The sequence below is a fragment of the Pseudomonas fluorescens genome (genome assembly GCF_000967965.1).
Classification (GTDB): domain Bacteria; phylum Pseudomonadota; class Gammaproteobacteria; order Pseudomonadales; family Pseudomonadaceae; genus Aquipseudomonas; species Aquipseudomonas grandcourensis.
The window spans coordinates 28,512-48,733 of the sequence record NZ_LACC01000046.1 but is presented as its reverse complement, the minus strand read 5'-3'; the positions used below and the strand labels follow the sequence as shown (position 1 = coordinate 48,733).

At 62.1% G+C, this 20,222-nt stretch carries 16 protein-coding genes; 11 read left to right on the top strand and 5 right to left on the bottom strand.

From position 1 onward, the window contains the following. Positions 1-10: 10 nt before the first annotated feature. From VC35_RS26755 to VC35_RS29705, 8 genes are all read left to right on the top strand, one after another. Complete coding sequence (locus VC35_RS26755; protein ID WP_046043663.1) at positions 11-1,012, top strand: polysaccharide deacetylase family protein; 1,002 nt, start codon at positions 11-13, stop codon at positions 1,010-1,012. Beyond that, positions 1,009-2,313: a lipopolysaccharide biosynthesis protein gene (locus VC35_RS26750; RefSeq protein ID WP_046043662.1), complete on the top strand. Its 1,305-nt coding sequence runs from the start codon at positions 1,009-1,011 to the stop codon at positions 2,311-2,313. Before VC35_RS26755 ends, VC35_RS26750 begins: the two co-directional genes overlap by 4 nt. Then, on the top strand, positions 2,310-4,229 hold the full coding sequence (locus tag VC35_RS26745) for a hypothetical protein (RefSeq protein ID WP_046043661.1): 1,920 nt from the start codon (positions 2,310-2,312) through the stop codon (positions 4,227-4,229). The genes VC35_RS26750 and VC35_RS26745 overlap by 4 nt, the downstream gene beginning before the upstream one ends. 88 nt (positions 4,230-4,317) lie before the next feature. Then, positions 4,318-5,007, top strand: a complete 690-nt coding sequence (locus tag VC35_RS26740; protein ID WP_046043659.1) for a GNAT family N-acetyltransferase — start codon at positions 4,318-4,320, stop codon at positions 5,005-5,007. A 4-nt stretch (positions 5,008-5,011) separates the two neighbouring features. Beyond that, positions 5,012-6,229 (top strand): GNAT family N-acetyltransferase, encoded by a 1,218-nt coding sequence (locus VC35_RS26735; RefSeq protein ID WP_046043657.1) that lies wholly within the window; start codon positions 5,012-5,014, stop codon positions 6,227-6,229. Then, positions 6,201-6,995 carry a ChbG/HpnK family deacetylase gene (locus VC35_RS26730; RefSeq protein ID WP_046043656.1) on the top strand — a complete coding sequence of 265 codons (795 nt, stop codon included), beginning with the start codon at positions 6,201-6,203 and terminating at the stop codon, positions 6,993-6,995. Before VC35_RS26735 ends, VC35_RS26730 begins: the two co-directional genes overlap by 29 nt. A gap of 309 nt (positions 6,996-7,304) precedes the next feature. After that, complete coding sequence (locus VC35_RS26725) at positions 7,305-8,000, top strand: GNAT family protein (protein WP_046043655.1); 696 nt, start codon at positions 7,305-7,307, stop codon at positions 7,998-8,000. 242 nt (positions 8,001-8,242) lie between these two features. Then, on the top strand, positions 8,243-8,407 hold the full coding sequence (locus VC35_RS29705; protein ID WP_185754869.1) for a helix-turn-helix domain-containing protein: 165 nt from the start codon (positions 8,243-8,245) through the stop codon (positions 8,405-8,407). A gap of 146 nt (positions 8,408-8,553) precedes the next feature. Here the strand turns inward: VC35_RS29705 and VC35_RS26720 are convergent, their stop codons facing one another. After that, entirely contained in the window at positions 8,554-9,360 is an 807-nt protein-coding gene (locus VC35_RS26720) for a class I SAM-dependent methyltransferase (RefSeq protein ID WP_046043654.1), read from the bottom strand. A gap of 172 nt (positions 9,361-9,532) precedes the next feature. Here VC35_RS26720 and VC35_RS26715 point away from each other — a divergent pair, with 172 nt between their 5' ends. Further along, positions 9,533-9,913, top strand: coding sequence for a hypothetical protein (locus VC35_RS26715; RefSeq protein WP_046043652.1), 381 nt, complete (start codon positions 9,533-9,535; stop codon positions 9,911-9,913). A gap of 269 nt (positions 9,914-10,182) precedes the next feature. On the opposite strand, the gene VC35_RS26710 is transcribed toward VC35_RS26715, so the two are convergent. The 4 genes from VC35_RS26710 to VC35_RS26695 all read right to left on the bottom strand — a co-directional run bounded on the left by VC35_RS26710 (position 10,183) and on the right by VC35_RS26695 (position 15,926). Then, positions 10,183-11,616, bottom strand: a complete 1,434-nt coding sequence (locus VC35_RS26710; RefSeq protein WP_046043651.1) for a sigma-54-dependent transcriptional regulator — start codon at positions 11,614-11,616, stop codon at positions 10,183-10,185. Next, positions 11,585-13,078 (bottom strand): sensor histidine kinase, encoded by a 1,494-nt coding sequence (locus tag VC35_RS26705; RefSeq protein ID WP_046043650.1) that lies wholly within the window; start codon positions 13,076-13,078, stop codon positions 11,585-11,587. The genes VC35_RS26710 and VC35_RS26705 overlap by 32 nt, the downstream gene beginning before the upstream one ends. A 101-nt stretch (positions 13,079-13,179) precedes the next feature. Further along, the gene (locus VC35_RS26700) at positions 13,180-14,295 is read right to left on the bottom strand and encodes an SCO family protein (protein WP_046043648.1); all 1,116 of its coding nucleotides are present in this window, start codon (positions 14,293-14,295) and stop codon (positions 13,180-13,182) included. Positions 14,296-14,480: 185 nt separating this feature from the next. Then, a complete protein-coding gene (locus tag VC35_RS26695) occupies positions 14,481-15,926 on the bottom strand; it encodes a sensor histidine kinase (protein ID WP_046043647.1) in 1,446 nt (481 codons plus the stop codon). A 279-nt stretch (positions 15,927-16,205) separates the two neighbouring features. Here VC35_RS26695 and VC35_RS26690 point away from each other — a divergent pair, with 279 nt between their 5' ends. Together VC35_RS26690 and VC35_RS26685 are read left to right on the top strand one after the other, a co-directional pair. Beyond that, entirely contained in the window at positions 16,206-17,552 is a 1,347-nt protein-coding gene (locus VC35_RS26690) for a hypothetical protein (RefSeq protein ID WP_046043645.1), read from the top strand. A gap of 35 nt (positions 17,553-17,587) precedes the next feature. Beyond that, a complete protein-coding gene (locus VC35_RS26685) occupies positions 17,588-19,837 on the top strand; it encodes an Ig-like domain-containing protein (RefSeq protein WP_046043643.1) in 2,250 nt (749 codons plus the stop codon). The last annotated feature ends 385 nt before the right edge of the window (positions 19,838-20,222 follow it).

Below are 20,222 nucleotides of genomic sequence, written 5' to 3'. Positions count from 1 at the left end.
GGCGCGTGCCATGGCGATCAAGCAACTGTTAAAGCGTACCAGTGGCTGGCTGTACCTCAACTCCCCGGTGGGGCGCAATCAACTGCACGGCGCCGGGGTGATCCTGATGCTGCACCGGGTGCTGGCCAGCGACCAGGCCGCCGAACTGCCCCATCGCAATGAACTGTGCGTCGGGCCCAAGGCCTTCGAACATCTGCTGGCGTGGTTGAAAAAACACTTCGACTGCGTGCCGCTGATGGACATTCTGCAACCGGGTGCGCTGCGCCCGCAGCGGCCGAAAGTGGCGCTGACCTTCGACGACGGCTGGCGCGACAACGCGGTGAATGCCTTCCCGTTGCTGCAAAAGCACCAGGTGCCGGCGAGCATCTTTCTGTCCACCGATTTCATTGGCAGCCACCAGCGCTTCTGGTGGGAAAGCATCGGCGAAACCCTGTGGAACAGCCATGGCGAACAGGCACGGCAACACCTGATCGAACGCTTGCAGCAACTTGGGCGTCCGTTGCCGGCACTGTGCGAAAACCCTGATGAACAGCGCCGCAGCCTGGCCTTGCTGAACTTTTTGCAGAGCCTGAAAAGCCTGTCGCCCCAGGACCTCAACCGCCTGACCGATGCCTGCCCGCAAGAGTCGTTGCCCCAGGCGCTGGACTGGCAGCAAGTGCGCAATCTGGAAGCGTCCGGCCTGGTGCGTTTCGGCCCCCACGGCGCCAGCCACGCCATCCTCACCGGTCTCGACGATCAATGCCTGGATGAAGAACTGAGCCGCAGTCGCGACGCGCTGCTCCACGGCTGCAACCGGCCGTTGCCGGTTTACTGCTACCCCAATGGCGACAACGATGCTCGTGTGCGCCAACAGGTGGCCCGGCATGACTTCCCGTTTGCCCTGGGCACCGGCACCGGGATTTATCGAGGGGCCGAAGATCCACTTGCCCTGCCGCGCTTCGGTGTCAGCCAGCGTACCGCGCGCAATCCCGAGTTGTTGTCCTGGCGCATCTACCGTGGGGCACGTCCATGAGCCGCAGCCACTACCTCAAGCACCTGGCCCTGAGCATGGGCACCAAACTGGCGATGATCGCCCTGCGCTTGCTGCGCAACGTGTTGTTGGCGCGGATTCTCGGCCCCAGCGAACGGGGCCTGTTTGCCTTGCTCAGCACCCTGCCCGACCTGATCAGCGCCGCCACCAGCGGTGGCCTGAATTCGGCGGTGGGCTATCAGGCGGCCAAACAACGGCCGATGGGCCTGCTGCTCAGCCAGGTGCTGGTGTTCGGCTGCCTACTGGCGGCGTTGCTGACCTTGCTGGTGGTGGCGCTGACCCGCGAATTCGGCAGTGAACTGGACATCACCACGCAATTGGGCCTGCTCGCCTGGCTGTTGCTGCTGGCAGTGCCGCTGACCGTGCTCAAGAGTGGTTTGCTGACCCTGCACAACGCTTCCGGTGGCGTGGTTGCCTTCAACGCCTTGCGCCTGATCGAGTCGCTGGCACCGCTGCTGCTGTTCCTCGCCCTGTTCTGGATGTGGAAAAGCGCAGCCCTGGAAGCGGCGCTGATCAGTTGGCTGGCGGGCATCAGCCTGGTGGTGCTGGTCGGTTGGGTGTGGCTCAAGCGCAATCAGCCGCTGACCCTGCAATGGGACCGTGCCAGCCAGAACGAACTGTTGCGCTTCAGCGCCCGCAGCCATCCGGACCTGCTGTTCCAGCAAGTGATCCTGCGCTCGGACTACCTGTTCATCGGCGCCCTGCTCGGCAGCACCGCGCTGGGGCATTACGCCATGGCCAGCGCCGCCGCCGAGTTGCTGCTGATCGTCCCGGAAGCGGTGACCACGCCGCTGATGAAACGCCTGCTGCAACAGGAAGAAGGCATCGACAAAGTCACGCCACTGGCCTTGCGCCTGACGGCCACGGTGATGCTCGGCGCCTGCCTGAGCATGGCGCTGATCGGTGACTGGCTGATCGTCACCCTGTTTGGCGTGGCCTACCAACCGGCCTATCCGGCGCTGCTCGCGCTGCTGCCGGGCCTGCTCGGGCTGTGCTATGCGAGCATCCTGCGCCTGGACTTGCTGGGCAAGGATCGACCCGGTTCGATTTCGTTGTTGATGGGCCTCGGTGCCTTGCTCAACCTGGCGCTGAACCTGGTGCTGATCCCGGCCTACGGCATCGTCGGCGCGGCGGCAGCCTCGTCCATCGCCTACCTGGCGGTGACGGTCGCCCTGCTGGTGATGTATTGCCGCCTGAGCAAGGTGCCGTTCTGGCAGACCCTGATCATCCTGCCCAGCGACATCGCCCCGATGCTGTTGGTCCTGCAACGGAAGTCGGCATGAAGTATTTCGCGCTGCTGGTGAGCCTTGGCCTGAGCGTCGACGCCTGCGCCGGGCCGATGCGCTGGGCCGATATCCGCGACGGCAGCCTGTACCTGCAAACCGATCGTCCCGATACCGTGACGGTGCAATGGGTGCCGGCGTGGCAGGCCGGCGCCAACGAAGAACACCTGTATCTGCTCGATGGCCAGGGCAGACTCCAGGGTGAACGGGCGATCGCCGCCGCCGAGACCCAAGGCACCCAGCATTGGCCGTTGGCACCGAGCACCAGCAGTTATCGCCTGGAGATTCCGGGCTACAGCTTCCGCCGCTACCGCGTAGAACACGACGAGCACACCGTGGCGTTGTTCGCTCCGGCCAAGGTGCATTTCAGCGCGGAAACCCGTGACGGCGACGAGCTGTATTTCAAGGTCGCGGCCGGGGAACACGCGGTGCTCGCCGGCAAGTTCCACGACGGCGTCAGCGCCCTGCAGGCCCAGCGCGTGGGTGACGGCAAGCAACTGACGCTGCCCCTCAAGCCCTACCGTGCCTACTGGCAATTCGACAAGGCCGAGCTGCCTGTCGCCAGCAGCGATCAGGTCTGGCGCCTGCGCCTGCAAGGCAGTGGCAAAGCGGCGTTCTGGCTCGACGGCACGGCCAATCTGTTCGCGCAGAATCCGCAACAGCTCAAACCCCTGCGCGAAGACGACGGCCAGACCCGCTTGACCTTGCACAAGGAGCTGCTCGGCAACACCCCGAACCTGGGCATCGCCTTGCCCTACGTGATGCCACCGCCTTCGAGTTTTGCCGTGCTCGATGCGCTCAAACCCCAGGCAGCGACCTACTACAGCTTCGTCGACATCATGGCCACGCAGCCGCACTACGAGGACGCTTTCCGCCGCCTGTACCAGGACCGCTTCGGTATCACCCAGGACATCACTCTGCTGGCCGGCAGCCAGCGCCAGGCCGAACTGCGCGCCGACAGCACCAGCAATGGCGGCCTCGATGCCTGGCTGGCCGCGACCCGCGCCCTGGGTGGCAAGGGCACGCACTACATCGGTTTCGCTGACGAGCCGAACCTCAATTACCCGGACTACGCCAGTTTCCAGACCGTGTTCAACAGCATGGCCCGGCAGGTGCGCAGCAACCCCGACAACGCCAGGGCCGGCGTGCGCATTGCCATTCCGGCCAGCTCGCGGTTTATCAACGGCCCGCTGGCTGAGCACGCCACCGAGCGACGCGGCATCGATTGGACGCGGCGCTTGCTCAAAGACTCCGGCGACCAGATTGACGCCCTGGCCTGGCACGAATGGATGATCCGCGACCTGCTCGCGACCCGGGTCTATCGCGATAGCGTGCGCCGTGCCGCCGATCTGGTGGGGCTCGACGCCCAGGGTCGGCCGCGCAAGGCCTTGCTGCTTGACCAGACCAACATGTCCAGCGGCGCCAGCCTCAGCCCTTACGATCAGGAAACCCACTACGCCTCGTTGTGGTGGGCCTCGGTGGTGATCAATTCGTCCCAGGACGGCCTGCTCGACATGCTCGGCTGGTTCCAGGCCGCCGACGAGCCCGAGTACCCCAAAGGCATGCTGCGGGTGCTTGGCGATGATCATTTCGAACTCAAGCCCGTCGGCCTGGCCCAGCAGTTCATCCAGCAACACTGGCTGCACAAGGTGGTGCGCCTGGACAACGACGCCTTCGAAGTCGATGTGCTGGCCATGGCCGACGACCTCAAGCGCACGCTGCTGGGGGTGAACAAGGGCACACGCTTGCAACGTGTCGACCTCAACGGCGCGGGCTGCCCGCTGGCCAAGGGCTCCCTGCGTTATTTCGGCGCCGACAACCGCAGCCGCGACGCCCCCTTCAACTGCCGGGACGGTCACGTGAGCTTCGAGCTGCCTGGGCAAACCCTGTTCGCCCTCAGCTGGATCGCCCCATGACCGCCCCCTCTTGTGCCTGGCCGCGTCGGCATTTCGCCGCACGCGGGAATCACTCCACTCGCGGGCAATCCCGTCAGGAGCCAACAACATGAGTGCAATGCAAAAACTCAGCGAACACATCAAACAAAAAGGCCTGAGCGCCACCTTGAAAAAAGCCTGGAAGCACTACGTGTTTTCCCACCAGGAACTGCTGTGGATGGAGCGTGACCTGGTCAGCCCGGTGCCACCGCACAAACTCAAGCCCTACCCGCCGCTGCGGGTCGTCAGCATCACCCCGGAAAACGCCGTGGCCTTCACCCGCCACTTCGGCGACCGGGTCGAGACCATGGCCGAACTGGCCCGGGAGGGCTACACCGGGCAAATGCACCTGGATGACAAGGGAGACGCGGTAGCGTTCATCTGGGGCGCCGCGCGCAACTATCTCGACAAGCACTACTACGGTTGCTGGTTCCCGGTGAAGCCGGGGGAATTCTTCGAGTTCGGTGGCGAGCTGGCCAGGGCCTACTGGGGCACCAAACTGTCGATGGACCTGCAAACCGAGCTGTGGAAAGCCATGCACGCCCAAGGCTGCAACAAGGTGGTGGACGTATGCGAGTGGCACAACATCCCGGCGCTCAAGCTGCATATACGCACCGGCTATAGCGAGCAGGGACGCATCACGAACGTCTACGCACTGTTTGGCCGCTGGCGCTTCTTCCGCGATACACGCTACACCGGCTCGCGCCTGGACACCTTGCGCAAACCGGTGCGTGAACCTGCCACTGCCGAGGCGACGTGATCCCATGAGCGCACGATTCGAATGGCGCACGTCGCTGTGCACCCACGACTTTCCGGCAACGGCTTACGAAGCGTTGCGCCAGCGTGTAACGGACCACACGCCGTTCAACACCCTGGCCTGGCTATACGCATCGGAACTGGCGCTCAAGCCCGGCGAGCAGTTGCACGTACTGCTCGGCTGGCAGAGTGACGAACTGGCGCTGTGCCTGCCGCTGGTGGCGTCCGTGGAGCGCTTTGCGCGTTTACCGTTTCGGGTCCTGCATCATCTGGGCTACCCCCTTGCCGACCGCCTCGCGCTGCTGACGAGGCTGGACGGCGACAATCTGCGCGAGGCGCTGAGGCAGATCCGGCAACGCCTGCCCCATGCCATGCTGCAACTCAACGAACTGGCCGGTTCCACGGCCCAGGCACAAACCCTGGCGCCGTGGCAGGCACACAGCTCGACCGCCGAACAACGCCTCAGCTGTCGGGTGCCGGTGCACCTGATCAGCGAGGCCGACCATCAGGAAGTCTCCGGCGACCCACGCTACAAACTGCGCCGCGCACGCAAACGCATCGCCGCCTGTGGTGCCCAGGTGCGGCGGATTACCCCCGACGCCCTGACCATGGGGCCGCTGTTGCAGGAAATCAGCGAAGTCGAAGCGGTGAGCTGGAAAGGCGATGAAGGGGTCGGGATCTTTGCCGATGCGCGCCATCGCCAGTGGATGGACCGCGCCTTCACCGCCCTGGCGGCCCGGGGCCTGGTGCGCGTTGTGGTGCTGGAACTGGAGGGACGCTGCATCAGCTATCGCCTCGGCTTGCTGGAACAGGGCCGTCTGTACGACTACAACCTGGCGTTCCTGCCGCAATATGCCGACCTGGGCAGCGGCCGGGTGCTGCTCGAAGAGTGGATTCGCTGGGGCCTGGAGGACCACTGGCAGTGGATCGATGCGTCACGGGTCAGCCTGGAAAACTCCAGCCATCAACTGCATGAACGCATGACCGGGCAACTGGAACACTGGCGCTGGAGTTTCTACTCCTGGCGGCCAAGCGGGCTGGTGCTGGGGCTGGCCTTGCGGGTCTGGCAACACTTCAAACCCCGATTGCAGCAATGGCGCGCCCGGCGCGCGGCGGCCGCAATCGCCACCCCGGCGCCCGTCGCGACCCCTGCGATCAAAGCACCTGCGCCTACGGAAAAACTCAAGGAGGATGAACATGCCTCGGCAAGTGATAGTCAACGCTGACGACTTTGGCCTCAGTGCCTGCGAAAACGCGGTGATCCTGGGCGCGTTCCAGGCCGGACTCATCAGTTCCGCCACCGCCATGGCCAACATGCCGGCGTTCGAAGCGGCCTGCGTCCTGGCTCGGCATCCGTTGCTCGAAGGCCGCATCGGCCTGCACTTCAACCTGACCTATGGCCGCCCGTTGAGCCAGGGCATTACGCGACGCCCGACCTTTTGCGACGGCGCCGGCGTGTTCGACCTCAACCTGTCCCGCACCCGCCTCTGGCTCGGGCGCCGGGATCGCCTGGCTGTACTCGAAGAACTCGAAGCCCAGTGGCAGCGCTGCCTGGACAACGGCATGCGCCCCAGCCACCTGGACTCCCATCAACACGTGCACAACATCTGGCCGATCGGTGAGATCGTCGCGCGCTTTGCCGCCCGCCAGGGGGTGCCGGTGCGTCTGGCGCGCAACCTGGGGCAAAACCTCAGCCTGCCCAAGCGCGTGTTCAAGGACCTGCTCAACCGTCGCCTGAGCAACCTGGCCGGTGCCACCGCCGACTACGTGTGCACCCCGGTGGATCTACGCAACGCCGAGCCGCCACCCGACGGACTGCTGGAAATCGTCGCCCACCCGAACCAGCTCGGCGCCGACTTCGGCGATGCCTACCTGGAACCGGGAGAGTCCTTGAGTGCGTTGCTCGAACAGCGCTTGCCAGGTGTGCCGCGGGTGGCCTATACCGCCGCTTGCGACGCCATGTCTCACCGGACTCAGGCGGTTCTGGAGTAACACCATCCCCCCTTGTGGGAGCGAGCCTGCTTGCGAAGGCGGTGTGTCAGGCGACATCAATGTTGCCTGTACTGACGCTATCGCGAGCAAGCTCGCTCCCACAGGTTTTGCATGCATTCAATCGACTGTTCAGCGCCCCCGGATTCGTTCGGGAATAGCGGCTTTTTGACGCCTGAAAATTGTGTCAAGACTGATACATAACTAGAAACACAATGCCGGCGGATGCATGGCCATGCAGTTGCCATTGGTGATCTATACCCATCGATACCTTCACCACCCACCATTAATCCTCGGCTTAAGGAGGGCTTCATGAGCGTACTCGACAAGCTTCACGAACACATCAAGCGCAAGGGCCTGGGTCACACGTTCAGTACGCTGTGGAAACGCTACGTGTTCTTCCATTGGGAGTTGCTGTGGATGGAGCGCGACCTGGTCAGCCCGGTGCCGCCACACAAGCTGCGACCCTATGCTCCCGTGCGCCAGGTGGTCATCACCCCGGATAACACTTCAGCGTTTGCCAAGCACTTTGGCGACCGTGTCGAGACCATGGCCGAACTCGCCGCCGAAGGTCACACCGGGCACATGTACCTGGATGACGAAGGCCATGCGATCGGGTTCATCTGGGGCAGCACCCGGGACTATCACGACCGCCACTACTACGGGTGCAGGTTCGCGGTGAAGGAAGGCGAATTCTTCGAATTCGGCGGCGAAATGATCCGTGCCTACTTCGGCACCCGCCTGTCCGTGGATGTCCAGGTGGCCCTGTGGGAAGCCATGGCGCTGCAAGGCTGCAATAAGGTGGTGGACGTCTGCGAGACCCACAACATCCCGGCGCTGAAACTGCACATCCGCATGGGCTACCACGAACAGGGCCGCGTCACCCACGTCTACGGTCTGTTCGGCCGCTGGCGCCTCTTCCGCGAAACCCGCTACACCGGCTCACGCCTGGAACCGCTGCGCAAACCCGGGCGGCCGGTGGTGACGCAGGCGCAGGCCGAGGCTTGATCCTGGGGTTTATCCGCTGGACCACATCGCTCCATTCGCGAGCAAGCTCGCTCCCACATTGGATTGTTGTCGTATGCAAGATCGAGTACGACACCGAATTCCTGCGGGAGCGAGCCTGCTCGCGATGACGTTAAACGTCTCACTTACTTCCAGGAAAAAGCGTACAGAAGTAAGGAGCAGTCTGACTCGCCACAGACCTGAATCTGCGATTACTTTCGAACGGGATTCAGGAGTCAGAGCCAATGAAGGAAAAGTTAAAAGACTTCGACATGGCGTCACTACTCGATAGCAACGAGGCCATCACTGAATATTTCTTTCAGGTAGTGGAATACGGCGATGTCGAAGAGTTTGTTCGAGCTATCGAGTACATAACCGAGGCCTACGCAGTTCTAACCGAGTCCACCTGAAACCGCGTCGCTGCCATCGCGAGCAAGCTCGCTCCCACATTGGATGGTTGTCGTATGCAAGACTGATGTACGACACCGAACACCTGTGGGAGCGAGCTTGCTCGCGATGGGGCCCGCAGGACCCGCACACTATTGAGCCCAGGACATCAGCTCTTCACCACCACCCACGTAAAACACAACGGCAACTGCGCCACCTGCTGTTGATAGCGGTCATAGAGTTCTTCGCGGTTGGAGTGCGGGTATTCCCTGAAGTGACGGATCTGCAGCCCTGCCGCAATGGCCGCGCTGAAAAGGTCGCCCAGAGTGTGGACGAACCAGTAGGACGGCGCGGCCGGCTGTTCGATCCTGCCTTCGTAGACGATCGGTTCGTGCTGCACGAACGGTTCGCGGCGGAAGTATGAGCTGTCCGGGCGATAAGGATCGGCTGCCTCGGGGTCGAACATTTCCAGGAACGGGTGGGTTTCGTATACCACCAGCGCCCCACCCGGCTTCAGCGTGCGCGCCACGTGGCGGAAAAATTCGCCGATGTCCGGCATCCAGTTCAAGACGCCAATGGTGATCAACGCCAGGTCAAAGCGCTCCTGCAATTGAGCAGGCAAGTGGTGGATGTCCGCTTCGATGAATTGCGGCGCGTGGGGCGAGCGGGACGCCAGTTCCCGTGCCTGCCCGAGAAAGGCTTCAGACTGGTCGACGCCCACCACGCTGCGTGCCCCCAAGGCGAACAGCGACAGGCTTTCACGACCGTTGTTGCAGCCCAGTTGCACCACGTCCTTGCCGTCGACACCTGTCTGGGTCAGCAAAGCGGTCAGGGTGTCGTCCAGGCAGGAGAAATCCGCGTGGGCCACGTCCTTCAACAAGGCTTGCCATTCGCTGGAGTCCTTGTGGTGACGGGCGGAGTCATTCCAGGCCTCGCGGTTGCTGGCGATGGCTTGTTCTTTTGTCGGCAGTTCCATTGCACGCTCCAGGGTTTAGGTCGTCGATTTGACCGGCCGGAGTCTAGATCAACCCCATCCTGGCAGATGTTGCGAACTTGTAATCCGCGCAGCACCGACGGCTGTCCACGACGGCAGCTATAGTTAATAACCTTGGGGTGAATGTGGTTAAACCGATCTAGCAGGTGTTGCCATGAAAAAGACCGACCTGACGCTTTTGCTCGCCGTCTGCCTGGGCGCAACCGCTGTCGCCCACGCCGATGACATGCCAAACACCACCAACTACAGCAGTGAATTCAACTATTACGGCGCCGACCAACCCTTCGCGCACCCTGCACCACCGTCCATGAGCATCATCCCGCCGGGCTCGTACATCCCGACCGCACCCGGGGATTTCATCCCGGTTTCCAGCGAGCACGTGTTCTCGGACTCGCGCCTGCCGACGGTGGCCGACGCCACGGTTCGGGTGTTTATCCGCTCCTACGATCCGGAGCGTGGCGTGTACGTCAACCAGGAAGTCGAGAACCCCAGTTGCATGATGTCCTGTCTGAGGGAAGGCCCAGTGTTGCAGTGAGCTAGGGGGCATTCTCAATTGGTTTCCCCACCGCGTTGTCGCCTTAAAGCTGGCCAGGCAAGGCGTAGGCCGCTGGGAATGGTTGTTCCCTTTCCAAGGCCTGCAACGCAGCATGGCCAGCTTTAAGGCACAACCCGAAGGGCCGGGCCTGCTGTTGTGCAGGGCTGTGTTGCTCGAAGCTGATTTGGAATGACCAAACTACGCTTCTCGCGCCTTGCCCTGCACAACAGCAGACCCGGCGCGGTAGGGAAACCAATTGAGAACGCCCCCTACCACTGGCGCTTGTCCGGACGGGCGAGGCCGAGCTTTTCGATCCGGTAGCGCAACATGTCACGGCTCAGACCCAGCAGGCGTGCCGATTTGGTGACGTTCCAGTCGGTCTTGTCGAGCATCTTGCGCACCATGTCGCGCTCCACTTCCGGCAGGTTCATGGAATCGCTGCCGTTGAAGGACGGACGCTGTTCGCTGAAATGTGGCGGCTCGTGATGAAACATCGGTGGCTCATCCATCAGGCTCAGGCAGACGTTCAACTGATGGACGGCGATAGTGTCGCTTTGCGCCAGCAACACGGTCTGCTCCAGCATGTTGCGCAATTCGCGCACGTTGCCCGGCCAGCTATAGCTGAGCAGCAAATCTTCGGCCTGGTCGCTGAAATGCAGGTTCGGTTTGCCGTAGCGCTTGCCATGTAGCGCCAGGAAGTGCCGGGCCAGCAGCAGGATATCGGCGCCACGGGCATACAGGCGCGGCACCTTGATGGAAATGATGCGCAGGCGGAAAAACAGGTCACGACGGAATTTGCCTTGCTGGACCATCTGTTCGAGGTTGCAGTTGGTGGCGCTGATCACCCGCAGATCGACCTTGCGCTCCTTCACCGAACCGACCCGGCGAATGGTCCGGTCTTCCAGCAGTTTCAGCAACTTGGCTTGCAGCAGCAGGTCCATTTCACCGATTTCATCGAGGAACAGCGTGCCGCCATCGGCCGCTTCCACCAGCCCCATGCGACGATCCTTGGCGTCGGTGAAGGCGCCCTTCTCGTGGCCGAACAGTTCCGATTCCACCAGATTGGACGGGATCGAAGCACAGTTGAATTCAATGAACGGGCCTTTGGCGCGCGGGCCGTCGAAGTGCAAGGCCCGGGCCACCAGTTCCTTGCCGGTGCCCGTCTCGCCTTCCACCAGCACCGGCGGCAGGTCGCTGTTGGCCATGCGCCGCTCGGCGTCGAGCAACTGGGTGATGGTGCTCTTGAGGTACACCATCGGTGCCGACTCGCCAATCAGTGCCTGCACCCCCGACTTCTGGGCCTCGCGCTCCTGGTAAAACGACAGCGTGCGCTCCATGCGGTCGGTGGCCAGGGCCTTGTCCAGCAGCAACTTGAGCTCTGGCAGGGCCACGGGTTTGGTGACGTAGTGAAAGGCACCCTCTTTCATCGCCACCACGGCGTCTTCGACGTTGCCGTAGCCGGTCATCATGATCACTTTCAGATCCGGCGCGCTGATGCGCAGCTTCTGGATCAGGTCGTGACCACTCATGCCCGGCAACGAGTTGTCGGTCAGTACCACGTCAGGCGCGAAAGAACCCAATTGCTCCAACGCATCTTCAGCCGAGTGGCAGACGGTCACCTCGAAGTCCTTGCGCTCCAGGTAAGTCTGAATATTCTCGGCGAGGATTTCGTCATCCTCGACCAGCAGAATGCTGTGCTCCATATTCCCCTCCCGTTGCCACTTTGAAATTGAGACAAACACGGGTTCCTTCCTGCTCCCGGCTGGTCAGTTCGACCGAGCCGTCAAACCGCTCCATTATTCTTTTGACCAGGGCCAGGCCCACGCCCAAACCACCTTGCTTGGTGGTGAAAAACGGCTTGAAGACCATTTGCTGCTGTTGTTTGGACATGCCCTTGCCGGTGTCGGTCAATGTCATTCTCACGTCGCCGGACACCGAGGAATCGATCTCGATCGTCAGCACGCCACCCTTGGGCATTGCTTCCAGTGCATTAGCAAACAGGCTATTGAGTATTTGCGTGAGCAGCACCTGTTGACTGACGACCGGTGGCACACTGACAGGGGAGAAACGCACCTCGACGTCCGACCGCTTGATCAGGGACTCAAAGGCACTCAGGGTGTCTTCGAGGGCCAGCATCAGATCGACCGTTTCACAGTCGTCATTCATCGGCCGCAACGACACCAGCAATTCACGGACCCAGCGCGACATGCGGTCGACCTGACTGATGATGTCGCCGATGTTTTTCTGTGCAGTCTGGCTGGCGATGTCCTGGGCCAGTTCGGCGCTGGAACGGATATTGGCCAGCGGGTTGCGCAAGCTGTGGGCGACCGCCGAGGACATCTCGCCAAGGGCGACAAAGGTCTCGTTGGCGATCAGTTGTTTCTGCTGGCTCTGCAACAGCGTCGCCGCGCGTCGCACGATCCAGAACAGCCCCAGGTAAATGGCCGCCCCGCCGATCAGCGTGGCCAGCCAGATCGCCTTGAAGCCACGCTGGATGCGTTCCACCAGATCCAGCGGCTCCTTATAGATTTCCACCATGGCAATCACTTTGCTTCTGTCGGCGTTGAACATCGGAATGTAGTTCTCGACGAACAAATACTCCGGTTCGCGCAGCAAGCGCTGCTCGGGGCGCTCCTCATCGATTTCGTGGTAACTGGTGGACACCGGCGATTTCATTTCGAAGGATTCGTCCAGCTCAAAATCGTCTTTGATGCGCACGCCAATCAACTCGGGGTTGGTCGACCAGACCACGGTGCGGTCCAGGGCGTACACCGTCGCCAGCAGGATGTCCGGCAGGTGCATCACATGGTCGAGAAACTCAACCCGCGCGGCGGCCCGGGATGCGGGATTGACGTCGGGGTAGGCATCGTCCATGCGCGGGTCGAGCATTTCACCCATGGTCCGGCTCGGGACAATGCCGGCATGCCGGATTTCGGCCTCGCCAATGGACTGGATGAACTGCGCGGTCAGCATCGAATCACGCTCGATACTTTCATCGACAACAAAGCGCGTGGAGATGTAACCCAGCCCCAGCGCCACCGCAGCGATGATCAGAAAGCTTGCCAGGGAGAACCAGCGCAGCAAATTGAACTGCGGTCTCCACCCTTTGCGTTGTGCTGCCGGAGCCTGCGGCGCAGCTACTTTTTGTTGTTCGAGTATCTGCATGGCTGTGTCCTGGATGCTTGAAATCGAGCCTGTTCAGCCGCTTTCAGGATCAGTGTAGGTGGCATTGATAGCCTTGACCGGCCCGCGTAATTTTTTTGACACTATTGCACCCGGGGTGTCTCGGGTTGCGCGCCCGAATGATGGTGTTCGGGCTCCTCGTTACCACTGACCAATGGCGCCGCTGGCGGATGTTGACGGTCGGTTTCTTCTTTCAGGAAATCGATGAGGGACTGGGCGGAATGCGGATCCAGCCGCAAATTGGGCATCGAGATCCTGTTGTAGCGCTCGAACAGTTCCATCGCGATCGGGTCCTTTTCCGCGAGCATGCGGTCAGGTTCGCGGATCCAGCGGATGAGCCAGGCCGGATCGCGCTGATAGGTCACGCCGATCAGGTCCGGGCCGATGCTGCGCAGACCGATGCCCTGCCCGTCCAGCGGACCGAGGCTGTGGCAAGACGCGCAGCGGGTGCGAAACAGCTCTTCGCCATTGCTCGGTGGGCGAATTTCCGGTGCATCGGCATAACTTTCTTCCACACTGGGCTGTTTCCAGTTATGCAGGGTATTGGCCAGTTGGTCGGCCAGAATCCACGGATTTTCGAAGGGAGAGGCTTTCATCCAGCGGCCCGTAGCCTGGTTGCCGACGATCAGGCTCAGGTTGTGGTCCTTGTTGCGCCCGTTATCGACGCCTTCGATGAACAGCCCCAGTTTTTTGCGCAGGTCGGTGACGTCGGCGAACTCCCCGGTGAGGAATTTCCACCCGGGCCCGACCTGGAAGCGTTGCGCATAGGCCTTGAGCACCTCGGGGGTATCACTCAAGGGATCGATGCTGATGGAGTAGAAGAAGATGTCCTTGCCGACCCGATCCCCCAACAGTTTTTGCACCTGGCGCAAGCGCGCGGTTTCCAGGGGGCAGGAGTCGCTGCACGAGGTGAAGATGAAGTTGATCACCACCACCTTGTCTTTGATCAAGTCATCGAAAAAATGCAGCGGCTGTCCGTCCTGGTCGGTCAACGGGGTGTTGGGAAAATAGTCGGCACCCCACGGGGTGACGGCTTCAACGACAGCGGATTCGGCAGTGGATGCCGGAGCAGGTGGGGGCGTCGACGTCGGCTGGCTGGCGACCAGCATCTGGCTGGCCAGCAAACCGGTCACCAGCATCAGCACCAGGTGCATGCCCAAGGCTCGCGAGCGTGGTGAATGCATCTCTTTTTTTTCCATCACCAGCCGCCTCGATGTGGTGAAGGGGGTGATGGTGGTTTTGCAAGGACCTCGCCAATCATGTGTTTTTTTTATAAAAACGTACTAACACTCGACAAAACAATGATTTATCAAAATCAATGGGCGATGACCGGGGAAATGACCGGGGATTGATACCCGATGTTGGGGGTAGGTCATCCCCGTTTTCAGGGGGCCAGAAAAAACGACAGGCGCACAGTGGTGCCCTCGCCTTCACTGCTGTCGAGGGTCACCGCACCGCCAAATCGCTCCATGATCCGCTTGACCAGCACCAGCCCGACGCCCAGCCCGCCCTGTTTGGTGGTGAAAAACGGCCGGAAGGCCATGGCGCGCTGTTCTTCGCTCATGCCTTTGCCGGTATCGCTCACCCTCACGCTGACGCGCTGGGCATCGCGCGGTTCGATCCGGATGGTCAGGGTGCCGCCGCCGTCCATGGCTTCCACCGCATTGGACAGCAGGCTGTTGAGGATCTGGGTCAGTTGCACGTGCTGGCTCAGCACCATGGGCGTCTGGTCCGGCTCGAACACCACGTTGACGCTAGCCCTGCCGATCTGGTGCTCGTAAGCCATCAGGCTGTCATGCAGTGCCGCTACCAGGTTCACCGGTTCCGCCTCGTCATTGAGCGGTCGCAGGGACTGGAGCAACTCCCGTACCCATGTCGACATGCGATCGACCTGACCAATGATGTCGTTGATGTTCCTGTGCGCCGGACCGCTGTCGAACTCTATCGCCAGCTCGGCGCTCGAACGGATGTTCGCCAACGGATTGCGCAGACTGTGGGCGACCGCCGAGGACACTTCGCCCAGAGCGACAAAGGTTTCGTTGGTGATCAATTGCTTCTGCTGCGTCGCCAGCAGGATCGCCGCCCGCCGCACGATCCAGTACAGCCCCAGGTAAATCAGGCCGCCGCCCAAGGCAGTCGCCAGCCAGATCAGCACCAGGCCGCGCTCCATGCGGTTGATCAGGTCTTGCGGTTCCTTGTAGATCTCGACCATCGCCGTGACGGTGCTGCCATCGGCGTCGAACAGGGGAATGTAGTTTTCGATGAAGGTGTATTTGGGTGGTTCCAGGAACTTCTGCTCCATGCGGGATTTGCCCACGCCGTGGAAACTGGTCGACACTGAAGTCTTTGCGTTGAATGCCCGGTCGAGGTCTTCATCGGCACGGATCGTGATGCCCATCAAGGCCGGATTGGTCGACCAGATCACCATGCGGTCGGGGGCGTAGATGTTGACCAGGATCACGTCCGGCAAGTTCGCGATATGGTCGAGGAATTCACCGCGGGCACTGGCACGGGACAGCGGGTCGACGTCGGGAAAGTCCTTGTCTTTGCGTGGGTCGAGCAACTCGCCCATGGTCCTGACGTTGGGAATCGACACATGGCGCACCTCGGCCGAGGCAATCGCCTGAATGAATTGTGAGGTCAATAGCGCATCGCGCTGCACGCTTTCGGTAATCACGAACCGCGTGGACACCGCCCCCAGCGCCACCGCCACCGTGCCGATCACCACCATGCTGATCAGCGAAAACCAGCGCAGCAGATTGAACGGCTCCTTGCGCGTGTTCAAGCGAACTTCGCTGTCGGTCGCAAGTACTTTGGCGATTGTGTTCATGGACACGGTTCCCGGACACCCCCTATAGGTTTATAGCCCAGCCATGGCCGATTGCCCGAACCTGGGGACTGCGATACCCCACCCGCCCCGCGGCACCGCCCCCCCATAGTCGGGGAAAGTTGCCCGCGCCATAACGTCCGGATTTGCCGCCAACGATTGCGCCAAGGCCTTTACTGCGGGCTTCTTACGGGCGTTTTCGCCGATTGGTATGGAAGTTGCCAAACACCCATGCCAACTGGCCCACCCCCAGGGGCAGGTACTTCGACAGAGGGAATACTCATGCACCCGTTACTGTGCAAAACCGCGACTGCCCTGGTTATCACCGCTCTAGCCCAAGGCATTGCCCAGGCAGCGCTGTTTGCCGTAGATCCCGGACCCTACCTGCCAGCCAATGGCAACTTCGCCTCCTGGTATCAAGACAGCCATGGCCGAACCCTTGACCTGTGTTTATCAAAGGCTGTCAGTTCCAGGGTTTCCAGCGCACCAGGCGCCCCGACTTACATGTGCTCGCTGATCCCTAATCCCGGCATTTTCGATGACACCCAACCGTTGGTCTTCCCGACCAATTTCCCCGACGAAGCGTTCTGGGCCACTGGCGAAACGACCATTGTCGATGCCGCCCGAGGCATTGACCTGACTTATGTCTCGGCGCTCGAAGCAGCCTTCAGTGGTGGGGATCCACTGGACGGTGACCAGATCAGCTTCGCCCGTATTCGTGTTCGCATCGACGTGCCCACCGCCGGCACTTACGTCATCACCCACCCCTACGGCGTCGAAGTGTTCAACGTCGACACTCCCGGCCGGCGGGCGATCAACATGACCCGGGACATCGGTATCGGTGCGCCAAAAACCTACAATGGCGCGCTCAAGGGCGACGTCGGGCCGTTCCTGCGCAGCGTCAATGGCCCCTACGCCGAGACCAACCCGAGCACTGGCCAGGCCGAACAGTTCGTTGGCGATCCGAACCTCACCGAAGCCGTCACCGGCAGCCCGTTCAACACCAACTACGTGCGCATCGAAGGCCCCAATGGCCTGGACTTGCGCACCAACCTCTTCGCCGTATCGGGCAAGTTGTCGAAGGTAGTCCGGCCGACCCCGGTAATCGCCGAGCGCAGCACCTACTCGCGACAAGCTGGCACCAGCGCCCCGGTGGCCCAACAGGACGTGTTCGTGATGGCCCCGCCGCCACCGGCCACCGTGACCCTGGACAGCAACAATCCGGTGTTGAACTTCACCGAAGCGAACACCACCGGCCACTGGTATGCGCAGTCGCCGAACAATCCGACGCTGCCGAGCACCTTGCAGGTGACCGCCGACAACCACCTGGCCATCGCCAGCAGTACGCCGACAACCCTGCCCATGCCGCTGACCGACCTGGTGACGATCTCACGCGCCGAGTACAGCCTGAGCACCGGGCAAATCACCATCGTGGCCTCCACCAGTGATGAAACGTCGCCACCGGTGCTCACCGCTACCTCCGGCACCGGCATCGCCATCGGCGCCCTGAGTGGTGACGGCGCAGTGAAAAGCCTGGCCACCGGCATCTCGCCGATTCCGCCAGCCCAGGTTCGTGTGTCGTCCTCCAATGGCGGCAGCGATACCGAAGAAGTGGTCATCGTGCAATGAACGCCCACATGCCCAGATCCTCATCAGGAGGCATCATGAACAAACGGCCACGCCTGGCGCTCAACGCCCTGGGACTGACTCTATCGCTCACCGGCAGTGCTTTCGCGCAACTCGCCGCCGTCGATCCCGGCCCTTACACCTTTGCCACCGGGAAATTCCCGATCTGGTACCAGGACAAGAATCTGCTGTCGATGGAGCTGTGCCAGTCACGCGCCGCCAGTTCGCGGGTGGGAGCCAGCGTGCCACCGGCCTACATGTGCACCCTGCTGCCGACGCCGGGCATTTTCGACGACACCCTGCCGATGGTGTTCCCGGATAACTGGCCAGACGAAGCCTTCTGGTTCCTTGCCGAGACCAGCATCCCCAACAACACCGCCGGCTACGGTATGGACGCCTATGTCGCCGGGATCGAGGCTGCATTTGCCGGCGGCAACCCGCTCGATGGCGACCAGATCAGCTTCGCGCGGATTCGTCTGCGGGTGAACATTCCCATTGCCGGGACCTACACCATTACCCATCCCTATGGCGTGGAAACGGTCAACGTCACCACCCCCGGCCGCCGGGCGATCAACATCACCAGGGACGTCGGCATCGGTGCGCCGGGGGTTTTCAGCGGTGCGGTCAACGGTGCGATCGGGCCGTTCCTGCGCAGCGTCAACGGCCCCTACACCGAGGTGAACCCGGACACCGGCGCTGTCGAAACCTTCGTCGGCGACCCCAACCTCACCGAAGCCGTGACCGGCAGCCCCAACAACACCAACTTCGTGCGCATCCAGGGTCCGGCCGGGACCCTCCAGACCAACCTCTTCACCCTGTCCGGCAAGGTGCTCGACAACCGCGCGCAAACCGCGGTGGACATGACCCGTGCCACCTACCGCCGCATAGCCGGCACCGGCGGCAACAACACCCGGGTCGAAGTGTTTGCCAAAGCCGCCAACGGTTCGACCCTGTGCTTTCGCGAAAGCATTGCCCTGGTCCCCGGCCCGCCTGTGTCGCCTTGCCAGACCAACATGGTGAGCGACAACAACGGCGTGTTCTTCGCCCAGCATCTGCTGGCCAACGGAACGGTGCCGCCGGTCGTGGTAGTCACCGCCACCAACCCCGCCGGGACCACCCGCCCGACCGCGGTGTCGAGCAAGCTCTCGGACGTGGTGAAAATCCAGACCGCCCGTTACAGCTGGAGCAACCACAGCCTGCTGATCGAGGCCACCTCCACGGACGAAGTGGTGGTACCGGACATGGTCGCCCAAGGTTACGGGCGGCTGTCGAAAACCGGAATCCTGCAACGCCTGACGGTGGCTGACCTGACCCAACCCCCTGCAACCGTTACGGTCAAATCCGCCGCCGGCGGCAGTGACACCGAGCCCGTTGTCGTCGTGGGCACGGCGCCGGACACCGGTGCGAACCAGGCACCGATCTCCGTCGCCGATACCGGCGGCACCAGCTTCGGCGTGCCGATCACCCTCAACCTGCTGGCCAACGACAGGGACCCGGACGGCAATACGCCGCTAAGCATTACCGCGCTGACCCAACCGGCCACCGACCAGGGCTCCGTGGCATTGAGCGGCACTACGGCGGTGGTCTACACCCCTCCCGCTGTCGTCAACGCGCCACTGACCACGACCTTCACCTACAAGGCCCAGGACGTCAAAGGCCTGGCCTCGACGACAGCGGCAACCGTGACCATTACCGTGGCGCCTAACCGGCCTCCGGTGGCAGTCGCCGATGCCGTCACGACACTGGGTGTGGCGATTCCAATCAACGTGCTGGCCAACGACACCGACCCAGAAGGCAATGTGCCACTCTCGATCGCCAGCTTCACTCAGCCACCGGCAAATCGCGGCACCGTCAGCAGTAACGGCACGGTGCTCACCTATACCCCACCGGCCACCTTCACCACGGCCTTCACCACAACCTTCACCTACATCGCCCGGGACAGTTTCGGCGCCCAGTCGACGTCGCCGGCCACGGTCACGGTGCAGGTCTCGCCACGGCCTGCAGCGGAAACCTTCGCAGTGACCACCGCAACGGTGAGCGCCCGCTCCAATAACCGCTTCACCTGGAACTTTGCCGGCACCTCATCGGTGACCACCGGCAACACCATCACCATCAAGGTCACCACGCCGACCGGGCTGGTCACCCTGGGCACCACCACCGTACCGGTGAACGGTCGCTGGCGGTTGACGGTGAACAACACCACCACGGTCGTTCCGTCGGCGAACCCGACCGCCACGATCACCTCGTCCCAAGGCTCCGTGCGGACGGTGCCGGTGATCGCCAACTAAGCCTGCGCCCCATTAGCCACGTTGGTTGATGGGGCAGGCTTGAACCCTATGGATAACTGCGGCCTCGGGTGGGGGCCGCGGTTTTTTTACCGAGTGCATTGATGGAAGCAACCCAGCGGTGGTCTGGCTACCATCACTGGAGCAGTGCCCAACCAAGCTCAATCCAATGGGCTGGGACAACTGCAAGTGAATGGTTGGCTCGTAAGCCGCCATCGTCGGAACGCCGCCCGGACCAAGCTCGCTCCCACAGGTACTCAGTACACTTGAAAGATTTCGATCGGCTGGCAGGCCGCCATCGCGAGCAGGTCGGATCGCCGCACCGTCGCGCCTACAGAAAAGCAAAGGCAGAGCGGCGTACACCAATGCTCTTCACCACTCATCAGGC